This window comes from Acinetobacter bouvetii, from assembly GCF_902753875.1.
GTDB classification, from domain to species: domain Bacteria; phylum Pseudomonadota; class Gammaproteobacteria; order Pseudomonadales; family Moraxellaceae; genus Acinetobacter; species Acinetobacter bouvetii_A.
In genome coordinates, this window is sequence record NZ_CADDTS010000048.1 from 115,405 (window position 1) to 130,523 (window position 15,119).

Annotated in this window: 16 protein-coding genes; 12 read left to right on the forward strand and 4 right to left on the reverse strand. The window is 36.9% G+C overall.

Annotated elements, in window-relative coordinates; all coding sequences use genetic code 11:
- Positions 1 to 2 precede the first annotated feature (2 nt).
- The 3 genes from tssM to FB6_RS14165 all read left to right on the forward strand — a co-directional run bounded on the left by tssM (position 3) and on the right by FB6_RS14165 (position 5,599).
- Positions 3 to 3,821: a type VI secretion system membrane subunit TssM gene (gene tssM / locus FB6_RS14155; protein ID WP_174560599.1), complete on the forward strand. Its 3,819-nt coding sequence runs from the start codon at positions 3 to 5 to the stop codon at positions 3,819 to 3,821.
- A 49-nt stretch (positions 3,822 to 3,870) separates the two neighbouring features.
- Positions 3,871 to 4,830, forward strand: a complete 960-nt coding sequence (gene tagF / locus FB6_RS14160) for a type VI secretion system-associated protein TagF (protein ID WP_174560600.1) — start codon at positions 3,871 to 3,873, stop codon at positions 4,828 to 4,830.
- Positions 4,831 to 4,897: 67 nt separating this feature from the next.
- On the forward strand, positions 4,898 to 5,599 hold the full coding sequence (locus tag FB6_RS14165) for an OmpA family protein (RefSeq protein ID WP_174560755.1): 702 nt from the start codon (positions 4,898 to 4,900) through the stop codon (positions 5,597 to 5,599).
- Positions 5,600 to 5,816: 217 nt separating this feature from the next.
- On the opposite strand, the gene FB6_RS14170 is transcribed toward FB6_RS14165, so the two are convergent.
- Positions 5,817 to 6,038 (reverse strand): FeoB-associated Cys-rich membrane protein, encoded by a 222-nt coding sequence (locus FB6_RS14170; protein ID WP_174560601.1) that lies wholly within the window; start codon positions 6,036 to 6,038, stop codon positions 5,817 to 5,819.
- 207 nt (positions 6,039 to 6,245) lie between these two features.
- Positions 6,246 to 6,440 carry a hypothetical protein gene (locus tag FB6_RS14175; RefSeq protein WP_174560602.1) on the reverse strand — a complete coding sequence of 65 codons (195 nt, stop codon included), beginning with the start codon at positions 6,438 to 6,440 and terminating at the stop codon, positions 6,246 to 6,248.
- 130 nt (positions 6,441 to 6,570) lie between these two features.
- Here FB6_RS14175 and FB6_RS14180 point away from each other — a divergent pair, with 130 nt between their 5' ends.
- The 7 genes from FB6_RS14180 to FB6_RS14210 all read left to right on the forward strand — a co-directional run bounded on the left by FB6_RS14180 (position 6,571) and on the right by FB6_RS14210 (position 12,510).
- Positions 6,571 to 7,794 (forward strand): phage/plasmid replication protein, II/X family, encoded by a 1,224-nt coding sequence (locus tag FB6_RS14180; protein WP_174560603.1) that lies wholly within the window; start codon positions 6,571 to 6,573, stop codon positions 7,792 to 7,794.
- Positions 7,795 to 7,808: 14 nt separating this feature from the next.
- A complete protein-coding gene (locus tag FB6_RS14185) occupies positions 7,809 to 8,090 on the forward strand; it encodes a hypothetical protein (protein ID WP_174560604.1) in 282 nt (93 codons plus the stop codon).
- A gap of 434 nt (positions 8,091 to 8,524) precedes the next feature.
- A complete protein-coding gene (locus FB6_RS14190; protein ID WP_174560605.1) occupies positions 8,525 to 8,806 on the forward strand; it encodes a major capsid protein in 282 nt (93 codons plus the stop codon).
- Between the two features lie 63 nt (positions 8,807 to 8,869).
- The gene (locus FB6_RS14195; RefSeq protein ID WP_174560606.1) at positions 8,870 to 10,561 is read left to right on the forward strand and encodes a hypothetical protein; all 1,692 of its coding nucleotides are present in this window, start codon (positions 8,870 to 8,872) and stop codon (positions 10,559 to 10,561) included.
- Entirely contained in the window at positions 10,561 to 10,875 is a 315-nt protein-coding gene (locus FB6_RS14200) for a DUF2523 domain-containing protein (protein WP_174560607.1), read from the forward strand. The genes FB6_RS14195 and FB6_RS14200 overlap by 1 nt, the downstream gene beginning before the upstream one ends.
- Before the next feature lie 3 nt (positions 10,876 to 10,878).
- Positions 10,879 to 12,063 (forward strand): zonular occludens toxin domain-containing protein, encoded by a 1,185-nt coding sequence (locus FB6_RS14205; protein WP_174560608.1) that lies wholly within the window; start codon positions 10,879 to 10,881, stop codon positions 12,061 to 12,063.
- Positions 12,064 to 12,372: 309 nt separating this feature from the next.
- Positions 12,373 to 12,510 (forward strand): hypothetical protein, encoded by a 138-nt coding sequence (locus FB6_RS14210; protein WP_174560609.1) that lies wholly within the window; start codon positions 12,373 to 12,375, stop codon positions 12,508 to 12,510.
- A 168-nt stretch (positions 12,511 to 12,678) separates the two neighbouring features.
- Here FB6_RS14210 and FB6_RS14215 read toward each other — a convergent pair whose 3' ends face one another.
- Together FB6_RS14215 and FB6_RS14220 are read right to left on the reverse strand one after the other, a co-directional pair.
- Positions 12,679 to 12,900, reverse strand: a complete 222-nt coding sequence (locus FB6_RS14215; RefSeq protein ID WP_174560601.1) for a FeoB-associated Cys-rich membrane protein — start codon at positions 12,898 to 12,900, stop codon at positions 12,679 to 12,681.
- A 207-nt stretch (positions 12,901 to 13,107) separates the two neighbouring features.
- Complete coding sequence (locus tag FB6_RS14220) at positions 13,108 to 13,302, reverse strand: hypothetical protein (RefSeq protein ID WP_174560602.1); 195 nt, start codon at positions 13,300 to 13,302, stop codon at positions 13,108 to 13,110.
- A gap of 130 nt (positions 13,303 to 13,432) precedes the next feature.
- Here FB6_RS14220 and FB6_RS14225 point away from each other — a divergent pair, with 130 nt between their 5' ends.
- Both FB6_RS14225 and FB6_RS14230 read left to right on the forward strand, forming a co-directional pair.
- Positions 13,433 to 14,656, forward strand: a complete 1,224-nt coding sequence (locus tag FB6_RS14225; protein WP_174560610.1) for a phage/plasmid replication protein, II/X family — start codon at positions 13,433 to 13,435, stop codon at positions 14,654 to 14,656.
- Between the two features lie 14 nt (positions 14,657 to 14,670).
- Positions 14,671 to 14,952 carry a hypothetical protein gene (locus FB6_RS14230; protein WP_174560604.1) on the forward strand — a complete coding sequence of 94 codons (282 nt, stop codon included), beginning with the start codon at positions 14,671 to 14,673 and terminating at the stop codon, positions 14,950 to 14,952.
- Positions 14,953 to 15,119: the final 167 nt, after the last annotated feature.

Consider the following 15,119-nt stretch of genomic DNA (forward strand, 5'->3'; position numbering starts at 1 on the left):
TCATGTTTTATACCCTTTTAGGTTATGGGTGGCAGTACATAACCAATCCTAAAGCCATTATTGTGCTATCTGTTTTGGTGGCTTTGCTGTCGTCATATCAGGTTTTGCCACGGAACATTTTTTGGGCACTGCTAATGGCCTATATTTTAGCTCTAGTAGTCTATGGTCTCTATTGGCTGATACAAAAAAAACGCCATGCCCAATACGGCGCAGCACTTGCGGATGCTATTGAACATGATACCCGGGCTGAATATGCTCAGCAGAATGACAAAGATGAATTACAGCGCATTAGCCAGCAGATGAAAGATGCAATCCAGCTGATTCGCAAGTCGAAATTAGGCGACAAGAAGGGTAATGCTGCCTTATATGAATTACCCTGGTACATGGTAATTGGAAATCCAGCAGCCGGTAAAAGTTCAGCCATTTATCATTCGGGACTTAAGTTTCCTTTTGAGGAATCTCATCAAAAAATGGTCTCTTCGGGATTAAGCGGGACACGAAACTGTGACTGGTTTTTTTCTACAGAAGGGGTGCTGCTGGATACCGCAGGGCGGTATTCCGTTTATTCGGAAGATCATTCGGAATGGTTAGGCTTTTTGAATCTACTGAAAAAAAGTCGGAGCAAAGCACCTATTAATGGCTTGATTGTGATTGTCAGCATTGCTGAACTGATTAGCCAGAGCCCTGAAAAATCAATCAAACTGGCAAAAAGTTTAAGGGCACGTATTCAGGATTTAACCGAACGTTTAGAGGTTTTTGCTCCGGTCTATCTGGTCTTTTCTAAAATGGACTTGATAGCAGGGTTTACTGAATTTTTTGAATGTTATGAGGTGAATGAATTTGATCAGGTCTGGGGCGCTACATTGGCTTATGACCCCAATTCTGCCAATCATGCAATTGAACTTTTTGAACAGCATTATTCTGTTTTATATGATGGTTTAAAAGGGGTTAGTACTACGCATTTAAGTCGACGTCATGCGCAAAATATCTCTCCAAGTGTGATGACATTCCCCTTAGAATTTAAGAGCTTAAAACCCGTTTTGAAAACCTTTATTGGTACTTTATTTGAAGAAAATCCTTATCAGTTTAAACCGGTATTTCGTGGTTTCTATTTTACCAGTGCCTTGCAGGAAGGGGCGATTGAAAGCCCGATGACCGAGCAAATTGCAGCTGATTTTCAGTTGTCCAGAAATCCGGAGAGTGAAAATGGCATTCCAAACCGTTCTATTGCACAAAATCATGGTTACTTTCTGAAAGGGCTCTTTTCAGAAGTGATTTTAAAAGATAAACATCTGGTGAAACAGCATATAAATCCGGGACGTAAGCGCCAGCGTTATCTTGCTTTTATGGCTGCGCTATTGGGAATGTCAATTATTTTAAGTTTATGGCTTTGGTCTTATCGCAATAATCAACAGTTGATTGCGGATGTTCAGGCAGATTTGAACAAAGTCGTACACTTAGAAAAACAGTCCGGGCAAGAATTATCAACACAATTGAATAGCTTGTTGATTTTACAAGATCGGATGCAGCAACTGGATCAGTTTGAACAAGATCGACCGATTAAATTTGCTTTTGGCTTGTATCAAGGCAATGTATTGCGTGACAAATTAAAAACTGAATATTTAAAAGGGATAAAGCAGATTGTTTTGCTGCCCACTCAGCAAAATATTGCGCAGTATCTGCAAACTGTGAAAAGCAATGAAGCGACTTTAAAAGCCAATCACGTGAATGTAGAAATCAAACAGATTGCTAAAAAACAATATCTGGAGCCATCCGCCAGCAATCCGCAAGATGCCTATAATGCATTAAAGGCCTATCTGATGATGAGCAATCGGCAATACATGGAATCCAGTCATTTAAGTGATCAGGTGACGCGTTTCTGGCGTTCTTGGCTGGATGCAAACCGTGGGCAAATGTCACGGGGTGAAATGATTCAAAAAGCAGAGCAAATTTTATCCTATAGCATGACCTTAGCGCAGGATCCCAAATTTCCTTTGCTTGAATCAGACTCCCAAGTGGTGGATCAAACCCGTCAAGTATTACTGGCTGTGATTCGAGGTATGCCTGCGCGTGACCGGGTCTATAATGAAATCAAGATGCGTGCGGCTGTTCGTTATCCTGCGGTTACTGTACAACAGTTAGCCGGAGCCAATCATCAGAATACCGTACTCGGCAGTTATGCTTTACCGGGCATATTTACCTATAAAGCCTGGTCAAACTATGTCAAACAGGCCATTGATGAGGCGGCAAACCGACCGATGGATAGCAAGGACTGGGTGCTTAATAGCACACAATCTGATGACCTGACCTTTAGTGGCAGTCCAGACCAGATCAGTAAGCAATTAACAGCCTTGTATAAACAGGAATATATTGCTGAATGGCGTAAATTTTTAAATGGTATTCACTATGCAAAATCCAGTGATTTCAAACAGCAAGCCAGAACTATTGAAATTTTAGGTGAACCAGAAAATTCACCTATTCGTGCGATGCTGGAGAAGATTGCTCAAGAAACCAGTTGGGACAATCCTGTGGTTCAAGCCGAACTGGCTGCCTCAGACACCGGTTTTATGGCCTGGTTTAAACGCAAAATTTTAACTCCAAATGAGTCTAAAATTTCGCAGCAAGCTGCAAGCCAGGCTCAGGGCGTGATTGCCAAAGAATTTCAGATGTTCTATCAAATGATGCGTAAGCGTGATGACCAGCAGAACAAGTCTTTATTCGATGAATACATGCAATCGCTGGCTCAGGTGCGTAGTAAATTTAATGATCTCAAAAGTGCAGGGGATATTGGTCCTTCCGCAATGACTTTGGTGAAACAGACGATTAATGATCAGAATTCAGTCTTTAATGCGACCCAAAAAATAACCGATGAAAAAATGTCCATGGGTCTGAATGAAATGGATCAACAGCTTTTACAAAAGTTATTGATGAGACCTTTAACCCAGTCATTTGAAAGTTTATTGATCCCGACGCAGGATGAAATCAATAAATTATGGATGATTCAAGCGACTCAGCCTTTTAGTGAAAACCTGAGCCAAAAGTATCCCTTTAATTCATCTGCCAGCTTACAAGCCACCAGTCATGAAATTAGCCAGATTTTTGGTGAAAACGGCAGTATTGCACGCTTTGTAAAAGACCATCTGGATCCTTTGGTGATTCGTCGTGGTTATAGCTTAAGCTCTAAAACATGGAAAGATTTAGGTGTGAGCTTAAATCCTCAATTTGTCATGAGTTTCCAGAGTTATGTGGCGCCTAGTAATGGTATGGCCACCGGGGAGTTGAATCAAAGTCAGAATACCGTCGCAAGTAATCAGTCAAACTTCCAGTTTTATCCTTTGGAAAATCCACAATTACTGTCCTATACCATTGATATTGATGGTCAAAGAATGGTCTATGAAAATGGTATTCAGCAATGGGTGAATTTTGTATGGCCAAATCAGGGGGCGATTCCGGGGGCACGTATTACCGCAGTAGATTTAGCAGGACAGACCCATACGATTTTTGATGAACCTGGTGAATATGGCATTAACCGCCTCATTGATCGTGCACAGCGGACTCAGCGCAGTGGCAGTTTTGAGATGATATGGAAAAATCAGCAAAATCCGGATTTGGCGGTGAAAGTGAATTTCCGTTTAATTAGTGGAAATACGGGGCATATTGGTTCCAGCCGTGGTTATGCGGGCATGCAATTGGTAAATCAGGTGGTCAATAACAGATCTGTACGTGTGGTTGCTGCACAACCTGCACAGACAGCTGCAACGGTCATTAAAACCAGTATAGATACACCATTATCAAGCTTTAATGGTGGGGCATCACCATGATTGATACACAACTCATGATGAGGGTCATAAAAAGAGCAGGAGAGTGTAGATGCATACCATGAAAACTCTGCCACTGTATTATGGCAAATATCCGGCACGGGGAGATTTCCTGAAAACACGTGGTCAGTCTTCTTTAATTCAATTGCTCAATCAATGGATTACTGAGGCGCTGGAACATGCCATGCAATCACCTGATTTTGATTCAGCTTATGTACAATTACCGACATTAGATTTCTTTATTGCCAATCCACATGAAGCGAAGTTTCTGGTGGCGAATCTGATTAGCAGTGAAGATAGTTCTGGGCGTCAATTTCCCATGGTGCTCAGTCATTTATTGGAAGTTGAATGGCCGCAGGACAATATTTTTTACGCACCAGCGTGCTATAAGCAGACTTTGATTGACTTATTTCAACAAAATCAGGGTATGCGCTCGATACGTGATCCTGAGATTTTACTGGATAAGTTAGATAAATTAAGCAGTAAAATTCAGGTGTTTACCAATATAGAAATTGCAGATTTTTACGAGCAGCATACGATGTATTCATTTGCACACTTAATGAAATTAAGTGCTTATGAACTTGCTCAAAGTATGATAGCTCTGGGTTTGTTATTACAGCCTGTGATTCAGCAAGGAACCATACGATTAAAAAAAGGACTGATTTTACCTATCAATAATTCAATATATTGCTATGAAATTGCTGCTTTTTGGGTCAATTTGATAAGTCATTTTATCGCTCAACACAATGTTGAACTCTTTATCGGAATTTTACATGGTGATTCACCAGTCTTGTTATTGGGATTCCAAGGTGCCGATATCATTGCATTAAGTGAAATAATTAATCAGAACTTGGATTCACCACATTGGGTTTCATTGGTCCAAGCTAACTGGATTGATGCTTATTTAGAACAAAACGCAGGTTTAGCAGCCTTGGAACAAGTCTTGAATGAGCGCCAACTTAGCTTAATTCAAGCGATAAAACTGTTTAGACAAACATTTATACAAGAATAAAAATATTATGAAAAAACAATATATTAAAAGCATATTTTATACATTTTTTTTAAGTTACAGCTTAAGTATGGTGGCTTATGCAGAGCCTGTTGTTATTGAAGGTGCTGTACCTAATGAAGCGACTAAACAACTGATTTTAAATAAAATGTACGGTGTGTATGGTGCCAATCAAGTAATTGATAAAATTAGAGTTCGTCCTGTATCTGCACCAAATGGCTGGGGGGATTCCGTGACCAAAATCATTCTTCCAGAATTGAACAAAGTTAAACAAGGAAAATTAACTGTTCGTGGTACACAGGTGGAATTGATGGGGAAAATGTCAGATCAAAATAAAATACAGCCCACAACTGCATATTTTCAGAATCTGCTACAAACACCATATCGTTTCAATGCACAATTAACGGTAAATCTAGCTGAACAGCAAATCATTGATCATACTTTAAAAAACCGAATTATCGAGTTTGAATCTGGCAGTGCAATATTGGCAGCGTCTGGAACCAAAATTCTGGATGAAATGGCTGTGGCTTTACATAAAGTTGGTGGCAAGAAAGTGAAGATTATTGGTCATACAGACAGTTCAGGTGATGTAGAAAAAAATCTGGTGCTGAGTCAGCAACGCGCGGCTGCAGTGAAAAAATATTTGATAGCTAAAAGTATTGCTGCAGAAAGTTTAAGTATTGAAGGTCTAGGCTCAAGTAAACCTGTAGCAGATAATGCAACCGCAGATGGACGTAAGAAAAACCGTCGTATTGAGTTTGAAGTCTTGTAAGTTATTCATAAGAAGCTACGGATATGTGGCTTTTTATAAATGACTTATATTTCGTATAATGTTGCCGTGATTATGTTACTTGCGCTTCACATTGCTACAAATAAAAACCCCATTGGTAAATCTCTCCAGTGGGCTTTTTATTTGTCAATGTTGCTAGGATCGCAGAGGGCAGAGAAGTGCATTTAACATCAATCCGCATTATACGAAATTAGTCTTTTTATAGTTTTGGTTCTTTTCTTTCATCAATCTTATTTTTTTCTTTATAACTAAAGTTTATCTCTATATCTTTGTTTTTATAGTATTTAATTAACTTATAAATTACATATATAAGTATTGCTAGTAATATAATTGCTGTAATTCCTTTCATTAAAATCATTCTAAAAACCATTGATTGTATTTCAGCACTCATATTGTTTAATTGTATTGCTGTTTCTTGCATTTTTTAGCCCTAGTAAGTAGTAGGTAGTAGTAGGCGCAGGCAGGAACTTGTTCCGCCGCGACTACTGCTTTTTGATTAGGCACACTACTGTCTAATAGTGTGCCTGACTCTCGAAAGTTTTTTGCAATTCGCTCTATGAGCTATATATAACGGAGCTTTCAGAGTTGTTGAGAATGTTTCGCATTTAAGCCTTTTATTGTCTATTATTTACTCATCTTTCCCAAGTATTTCCTGTCTGTATTTTATAACTTCGTCAGCTTTTAGATTTTTAAGGTGGTATTTGATAAGTGCGTGAATTACATCACTTTCAGCCATTAATGATTTTTTTTGCACGACGAATTTCATTAGCGTCTCTTTAACGTCTTCAACTTCTTCACTACGAATTTTGTAGACTTTGCTCATTTGTAAATGCCTTGTAACTAAATAACTAGGTAACTTTTTTTAATATTAACCTGTTTTAATGGTTGACAAGTTACTTGGTAATTTTGCACAATTCTTTAAACCGAGTTACTAGGTAACTTTTTGGAGAATTATGCTCGATTCCCTTCGTTTAGCGATTCCAGTCATTCCTACGCATGTGCGTAGTTTTGACAATCACCATCAATATAATGGTGATATTCGAGACTTTGGAATTCCTGCTGCAACTCGCCACGTTAGTAAGACCGATGATGGACAGACCATAACAGGGGACTTGTACCATCCTTATGAAGCCATTCCGTCAGATTTCACTGATATGGCTGTGAAGTTTTATACAAATACGATGAACACTGTGCCTTATGTCGAGATAAAAGCATCTCCACTTAAGCTACTCCAAGGGCACAATGTTTATGGTTTTGACTCAATTGAACTTGGTGCATTTCACATGCTTGGCATGTTGCTTGAAGCATTCCCGAAATTAGCACCAATTCTTGATGTAGATAAAACAGAAGTTCTTTGCTTAGACACGACTTATCTTTTTAGATTGCCACATCAGAATATGGTTCAACCTGTTTTGGATTACATGGCAAATCTTGCATCTGGTCATCGTAAGGCTCGCCAAGTTAAATATGAAAATTACATTACTTGGGGTAATGATGGTGCCAGTGTACGTCCAAAGGCTTATGGCAAATTTGAAGAAGTAAAAAGCCAATTAAATAAAATCCAAAAGCAAGCAGACAAGGGCTGTATGCGCTCTAAAGCTTTAGTTTGTGCAATGCACGATGCTTTACCTTTTTCTAATGCTGTTGTCCGTATGGAAGGACGTATTTGTAAAACCTATCTAACTAAAAACGGTTATCCGTCAAATTTATTTCAGCTTATTAATTTGCAACATGAACAGCCAGAATTATTGCTACGACTCTGGCACGTAGCTTTCGACCCGATCTTAGACACAATGAAGGGCAAATATATGAATTTTTCATCTGATGGAGAAATCTTGGATTTGCTTAAGTCCAAGTTAGTTACTTATACCAAGACTGGTAAACCAAGTTATACCAAAGCTACCAACGCAATGAAGTTTTATTCATTGGTTCGTCAAATGGGTTTAAAGGCTACTAAAGACCTTTATAGCGAAGCACAATTTTATAAGTGCGTTAATTCACTTTTACACTGCGATATTAGCAAATCACACCTACAGAATTTAAATAAAAATCCAAACGGCAAAGTCATTCCATTCGTTCGTTTGCTTGAACTTAAGATGTGCGATCAGCAGCCATCTGACTATCAAATTCCAGTTTCACAATACAGCCCAAAACGTGGCTTACATTTAGTTGCCTAAAGAGGTTTTAAATCATGCAAGTTCAATTTAATACACGCACCATTTTGCCATCTGTTTACCGTACTGAAAAAGACGGTAAAGAGAAGTGTTATTTATCAACTACGGTATTTTCACCACAAAAATATAATTTAACACCAACGGCTGGAGTTATGCCAGTTGAGCAGATTCAAGCTGTATTAGAAGAATGTGCTGATAATGCTCAGGAAGTTGAAATTCAGTTTGTTGAGCAACAAACCAAGTTTGGTGCACAGATGCAAATTTTCAGTGTTAAGCCAGTGCCGAAGAAAAACCCTTAATTATCAAAGGCTTAATTTAGAACATTTCGTATAATGTATAATATGTCAATTAAATCAATAACTTAGGTAAAAATAATCATGGCACAGTATTTTTATAAGTGCAAGAAATGCGGAAAACAATTCGAAAATCATGCTTCTTACTGTGTCCATTTTTATCAGTGTAAATAGGATTTTAAATAATGATTCAGTTGCTCGTTTGGTACTTCTTTATTGTTGGCGTACTTCTTCATATCGCTGCACCTGTAGTCATTTTTAAAATGAGAAAAGCAAAATGATTTGTATGTTTTATTCTTCGGATCAGACAAGTTGTATTGCTTATCTCTCCAGTGAAGCCGTTGGCTCTCTTTTGATCATGTTTGTTGTTCTTCTGGGTGTTTACGGTGTTTTTAAAATCATACTCCGTTTAATGGGGTTTTAAATAAAAGGGGTCTATCATGGATCAATTACAACTTGAACAAGGTTTAAAAAACAAATATGGCACTGGTAAGACTGCTTTTAAAGCATTCTTAAAAGATGCTCGTGTCTATGGTTTGGGTGCTACTTTAGGTGGTGCTTTGGCTGCTTCTAATGCAAATGCTGCTGTTGATGTTTCTGCCATCGTTGGCGATCTCACAACTGACGGTACTGCTGCTATTACTGCTGTTGGTACTGCTTTGCTTGCGCTTGCCGGTATTGCCGTTATCTTCAAATGGGTCAAGGCTGCATTTTTCAGTTAAGTTTTTGGGTGGGCTTCGGCTCGCCTTTTTTTTAATTAAATATTTAAAGGATTAGTGAATTTTATGAGATTTTTTAAATATTTATTATTATCACTTTTTATTTTATTTTCTGCTAATTCATATTCTGAAACTTATTCTTATAAAATACTAGATATATTTGGTTCAACACCACAGGATGTTTGTGACCAATGGATACAACGTATTAAGCCTACTCTTTCTCTAGCTCCTACCGATTCAGTTCAGGGCCGTCTTAATGCCGAACAAAATAAGTGTAGTGCCCAAAAGTATCCCTTAAATGTTGAATTAAGATATGAAATGATCTACAAGGTTGTTGCCCAATGTTGGTATCCTGACTATAAGATTGTTTCCCAAGATGTTAATAATTCACAAATTAAAAAAAGTATATGCGTTTCAACCAATGGTGCTATGTGTAAGTACGTTGGTAAATTAGATAATACACCAGTTGTAAATGGTTATTTGACAACAACTTTTGAGTCTGTTTCAAAAACTCCAGACCCGAACTGTAAAGAAGAATTACAAAACCCACCTTGTGATCCTAAAGATCCTTACGGTGGTTGTTTTACCCCTCCTGATGATAATTGTACTCGTCAATTCGATGGTTCTATAGTTTGCCCAGAAGATACTACCCCGCCTATTCAAAAGGGTTGTGCTAATAATGCTACTTATTGTGACCGTCCTCCCCAAGGTTGTGGATCAGGTTATGTTTCAGGAAAATACAATGGCAAATTAATTTGTATTAAAACTTCACCTTCTACAGGTACAGGTACAGGTACTGGTACTGGTGATGGTTCAGGTACTGGTGATGGTTCAGGTACTGGTGATAGTTCAGGTACTGGTGATGGTTCAGGTACTGGTACAGGTTCTAATTCTTCAAGTAATACATCTACTTCTACTTCTTCATCTTCAAATACAACTACTAATCCGGACGGATCTACTTCAACAACTACGACTACGACTACGACCAATACAAATTTTAATATTGATTTCACTCCAGTAGTTAAAGCTGTTAATGATGTTTCATCTAAAATTAATAATTTAAAAAATGAATTATTAACTTCAATTGATAATTTAAGCAAAGATATTAATAAGCATTTAATTGATCTTAATTTAAAGACTGATACTACAAATCAACATTTAAATGATATTAAACAACAAACAAAAAATCTTGATTCTTCATTAAATGAGATGAATCAAACTTTAAAAGATATTAAAGATAATACTTCTAAGTCTGATACGGGTACAGGTACAGGTACAGGTACTGGTTCAGGTGATGGTACTGGTACTGGTTCAGGAGAAGATTGTGTTAGTTCTTATGAATCTTCTGATTCTGATGTCTCAGCTTCCAGTGCTAATACTGGTTCTTCCGGAAAGCCTTGTACTGGTGAATATCATAAAGTTCTTAATTCTATTGATAAAAATATCAAAGATATTAAGAATGTATTTAGTGATCAAGGAAAGTCTGAAATTGAACAAATTGGACAGCCTTCTAATGACTCACGCTATACAAATGCACAAGCCAATGCACAGTCATCCCTTAATGCTTTAGCTAATAAGCTCACTTTTGGTTCTTCTTCTTGTCTTACTGATTTTCAGATTCAACTTCCTATTTTCGGCCCTGTAAATATTGCTCTTTCCCAGTGGTGCAGCCTTCTTGCTTTGGTAAAAATTCTTTTTCAATTGGTTGTGCTTCTTACTTGTTTGAGAATGCTTGATGCTACAGTGAGAACTATATAATGCCTATTCCTTTATTAGTTTTACTTTATTCAGTTATTTCCGTTACGGCTAAACTTGTCACTGGAGCTGCTACTGCGGGTCTCGTTTATTATTTTTTAATGAATACAGTACAGCCATTGATGGATCGTTTGACTTCTCAAATTACTGATCAGGTTTCCCAATTTTCTGCAATTGGTGGAACGTCCTTACAAGTTATTCAGTATTTAGATTTTCCTCATGCAATTTCTATTCTTCTTGCTACTTCCTCTGCATGTTTCAGCATAAAAATAATGTCTATTGCTATCCGTGCTTTTGGTATTAATACTGGATCATAAAAAATGGCTATTCAATTAATCACAGGTAAGCCAGGTTCTTATAAATCTGCTTATTTAATGTCTATGGCTCTTGATGAAATACAAAAAGGCCGTTTGGTTTATTTCTGTAATTTTCGAGGTTTACAGGCTGAAAAATATCAGCTTAATGTTTTGGATCATTTCAACGAATGGGCATCTGTTCCGGATGGTGCTTTGGTTATCATTGATGAGGTACAGGAATTTACTAGGGATGTCCCCACTAATGCCAAGACAGAAGAATTACCCCAGTGGATGACTTTATTAGAAAAGCATCGACATAGAGGTATAGATATTTTTGTTGTAACTCAGCATCCTATGTTTATCCATACGCATATCAGAAGGCTTTTAGAAAAGCATATACATATGCAACGTGTTCAGGGTATGCCTTGGAGTAATAAAAGGGAATGGCAGCAAGTCTGTTCTGATCCTGAAAATATAGATAATGCTACGATTAAAAAAGGCTGTACTACTACAATCTATCGCCCAAATAAAAAAGTATTCGATTATTATGAATCAACCGTTGTTGATACTCACAAATTTAAAGTACCTAGAAAGTTAATCACTTCCCTTGCTATGGTTGGTGGTGCTTTGGCATTTGTCTATTGGATCGGTGCGCCTGTCTTTAATAAATATATTAATACTAATGGTGATAAAGAGGTTGTGCAGCAAATGGCAGAAAATACAAATCCATCCAATTCTAATGCACCTAACCCTAACTTTTCAGCAGAAAATCAATTAAAAGTTAATATCTCAAAATGTATTGATCAATTGAATCTTACTGAGCAGCAATGTGCTGAAATGTATAATCCTGATCTTTTAGCAGCTCGTCATGCTGAATTAGAACAAACAACACGTAATAATATGGATCAGATTGTTATTGATTATGCTCCAGAAAACCCTTTTAAGCCTGTACAGGTTCAATATGAAGTTACCGCTAAACCTGTTTTCTCTGGTTGTGTAAAAATGAATGGAAAATATGTTGCTTATACTCAGCAGGGCACTCGTCTTGAAGTAGATCCGTCCGTTTGTCGTCGTGTCATAGATGATGGTGATAGACCTTTTAATTATTTTAAGAATGATCAGCAGCTCCAAGCTAATAATTTACAACAACCTCAAGTACAGCAAATTGCTACACAACCTCAAGCTGTTAATACTAATGTAATGTGGTAAAAATGAATTTCTTTTCCCTGATTACAAGCTCCCATTTGCCTTAGATCGGGAGGTACCAGAAAATGGGTTGGGGTTCCCATTTTCGTCGAATAAAAATATAACTTTTGGAGAGAATTTATGAAAAGTCTTGGTTTTTATTTCTTAGTTTTCTTTTTTCTGTACTTGATGTGTCTATTCACAATTGGGGTTGCAGGGGATCAAGATTTTCTTTTGCCGTTTTCGATTATCTATTTAATTTCCATTTCTATTTGTTATCCATTTTTTGAAATGGTTCGTAGAATTCTTTCACAATAGCCACTGGAGAGATCAATGATTAATTTAGAAATAGTATTTTCTGTTTGCTTAGGTATTTTTCTTTATAAAATTTTGATGGTAATTTTTTGTGGTGCTTTAAAAGCATTTTTTCCTAAGCGTTGGGAAGAATCTAAAAAAGAATATTTAGACTGATTTCGTATAATGTTGCCGTGATTATGTTACTTGCGCTTCACATTGCTACAAATAAAAACCCCATTGGTAAATCTCTCCAGTGGGCTTTTTATTTGTCAATGTTGCTAGGATCGCAGAGGGCAGAGAAGTGCATTTAACATCAATCCGCATTATACGAAATTAGTCTTTTTATAGTTTTGGTTCTTTTCTTTCATCAATCTTATTTTTTTCTTTATAACTAAAGTTTATCTCTATATCTTTGTTTTTATAGTATTTAATTAACTTATAAATTACATATATAAGTATTGCTAGTAATATAATTGCTGTAATTCCTTTCATTAAAATCATTCTAAAAACCATTGATTGTATTTCAGCACTCATATTGTTTAATTGTATTGCTGTTTCTTGCATTTTTTAGCCCTAGTAAGTAGTAGGTAGTAGTAGGCGCAGGCAGGAACTTGTTCCGCCGCGACTACTGCTTTTTGATTAGGCACACTACTGTCTAATAGTGTGCCTGACTCTCGAAAGTTTTTTGCAATTCGCTCTATGAGCTATATATAACGGAGCTTTCAGAGTTGTTGAGAATGTTTCGCATTTAAGCCTTTTATTGTCTATTATTTACTCATCTTTCCCAAGTATTTCCTGTCTGTATTTTATAACTTCGTCAGCTTTTAGATTTTTAAGGTGGTATTTGATAAGTGCGTGAATTACATCACTTTCAGCCATTAATGATTTTTTTTGCACGACGAATTTCATTAGCGTCTCTTTAACGTCTTCAACTTCTTCACTACGAATTTTGTAGACTTTGCTCATTTGTAAATGCCTTGTAACTAAATAACTAGGTAACTTTTTTTAATATTAACCTGTTTTAATGGTTGACAAGTTACTTGGTAATTTTGCACAATTCTTTAAACCGAGTTACTAGGTAACTTTTTGGAGAATTATGCTCGATTTCCTTCGTTTAGCGATTCCAGTCATTCCTACGCATGTGCGTAGTTTTGACAATCACCATCAATTTAATGGTGATATTCGCGACTTTGGAATTCCTGCTGCAACTCGCCACGTTAGTAAGACCGATGATGGACAGACCATAACAGGGGACTTGTACCATCCTTATGAAGCCATTCCGTCAGATTTCACTGATATGGCTGTGAAGTTTTATACAAATACGATGAACACTGTGCCTTATGTCGAGATAAAAGCATCTCCACTTAAGCTACTCCAAGGGCACAATGTTTATGGTTTTGACTCAATTGAACTTGGTGCATTTCACATGCTTGGCATGTTGCTTGAAGCATTCCCGAAATTAGCACCAATTCTTGATGTAGATAAAACAGAAGTTCTTTGCTTAGACACGACTTATCTTTTTAGATTGCCACATCAGAATATGGTTCAACCTGTTTTGGATTACATGGCAAATCTTGCATCTGGTCATCGTAAGGCTCGCCAAGTTAAATATGAAAATTACATTACTTGGGGTAATGATGGTGCCAGTGTACGTCCAAAGGCTTATGGCAAATTTGAAGAAGTAAAAAGCCAATTAAATAAAATCCAAAAGCAAGCAGACAAGGGCTGTATGCGCTCTAAAGCTTTAGTTTGTGCAATGCACGATGCTTTACCTTTTTCTAATGCTGTTGTCCGTATGGAAGGACGTATTTGTAAAACCTATCTAACTAAAAACGGTTATCCGTCAAATTTATTTCAGCTTATTAATTTGCAACATGAACAGCCAGAATTATTGCTACGACTCTGGCACGTAGCTTTCGACCCGATCTTAGACACAATGAAGGGCAAATATATGAATTTTTCATCTGATGGAGAAATCTTGGATTTGCTTAAGTCCAAGTTAGTTACTTATACCAAGACTGGTAAACCAAGTTATACCAAAGCTACCAACGCAATGAAGTTTTATTCATTGGTTCGTCAAATGGGTTTAAAGGCTACTAAAGACCTTTATAGCGAAGCACAATTTTATAAGTGCGTTAATTCACTTTTACACTGCGATATTAGCAAATCACACCTACAGAATTTAAATAAAAATCCAAACGGCAAAGTCATTCCATTCGTTCGTTTGCTTGAACTTAAGATGTGCGATCAGCAGCCATCTGACTATCAAATTCCAGTTTCACAATACAGCCCAAAACGTGGCTTACATTTAGTTGCCTAAAGAGGTTTTAAATCATGCAAGTTCAATTTAATACACGCACCATTTTGCCATCTGTTTACCGTACTGAAAAAGACGGTAAAGAGAAGTGTTATTTATCAACTACGGTATTTTCACCACAAAAATATAATTTAACACCAACGGCTGGAGTTATGCCAGTTGAGCAGATTCAAGCTGTATTAGAAGAATGTGCTGATAATGCTCAGGAAGTTGAAATTCAGTTTGTTGAGCAACAAACCAAGTTTGGTGCACAGATGCAAATTTTCAGTGTTAAGCCAGTGCCGAAGAAAAACCCTTAATTATCAAAGGCTTAATTTAGAACATTTCGTATAATGTATATTATGTTAAATCCGATACACCTAACAATAACTTCATATTTTTCTTTCTTGAACTAAGATTCAATAACTTAACTAATTTCTATTTCAATCATAAAATATGATATGTTGACCTTAAGAATAATTCATAA